Consider the following 743-nt stretch of genomic DNA (forward strand, 5'->3'; position numbering starts at 1 on the left):
ACAGGCAGTTGCCCAGCATGCCATTAGTATTCGTTTGGCTTGTAAAGCATTTGGCATTAGTGAAACCTGCTACCGCTATCAAGCCAAACTCAGCGATGACAATGCACTCATTGCTGAACAGCTCATTGAACTCACTGAGGAAAATTCCGATTGGGGCTTTGGTTTGTGCTTCTCGTATTTACGGCATGTTGAGAGTTGCTGCTGGAATCACAAGCGGGTTTACCGCATTTACTGTGAGTTGGCACTGAATCTGCGTATTAAACCGAGAAGAAGACTAAAACGGCATGCGCCTGAACCATTGAAAGAACCAATCCGAGAAAATCAGGTTTGGTCATTAGATTTTATGCATGATCAGCTTTCCGATGGTCGCAAGTTTCGATTATTGAATGTGATTGATGATTACCGCCGCGAAGGCCTAGCCATTGAAGCAGGGTTCTCATTGCCCACAATCAGGGTTATTCGTACGTTGAATCAATTGCTGGAGTGGAGAGAAAAACCGTTAGTGATCCGATGCGATAATGGTCCCGAATTTATCAGTCACGAATTTGTGCGCTGGGCTACTGAGCACGGTATTCGTATTGAATATATTCAACCGGGTAAGCCACAGCAGAATGCGTATATTGAACGCTATAATCGGACCATACGTTATAGTTGGCTGAGCAAGCATTTATTTGATACTTTGGATGAAGTACAAGATTATGCAACAAACTGGTTGTGGCATTACAACCATGAAAGACCACATC

1 protein-coding gene is annotated in these 743 nt (G+C 43.9%); it reads left to right on the top strand.

The features are described 5' to 3' along the window. Positions 1 to 743, top strand: a 743-nt coding sequence (locus HX743_RS16230) for an IS3 family transposase (protein WP_178319685.1), incomplete at both ends; no start/stop codon positions are given.

It is taken from the genome of Acinetobacter sp. Swhac1, assembly GCF_013390985.1.
Lineage (GTDB): Bacteria > Pseudomonadota > Gammaproteobacteria > Pseudomonadales > Moraxellaceae > Acinetobacter > Acinetobacter towneri.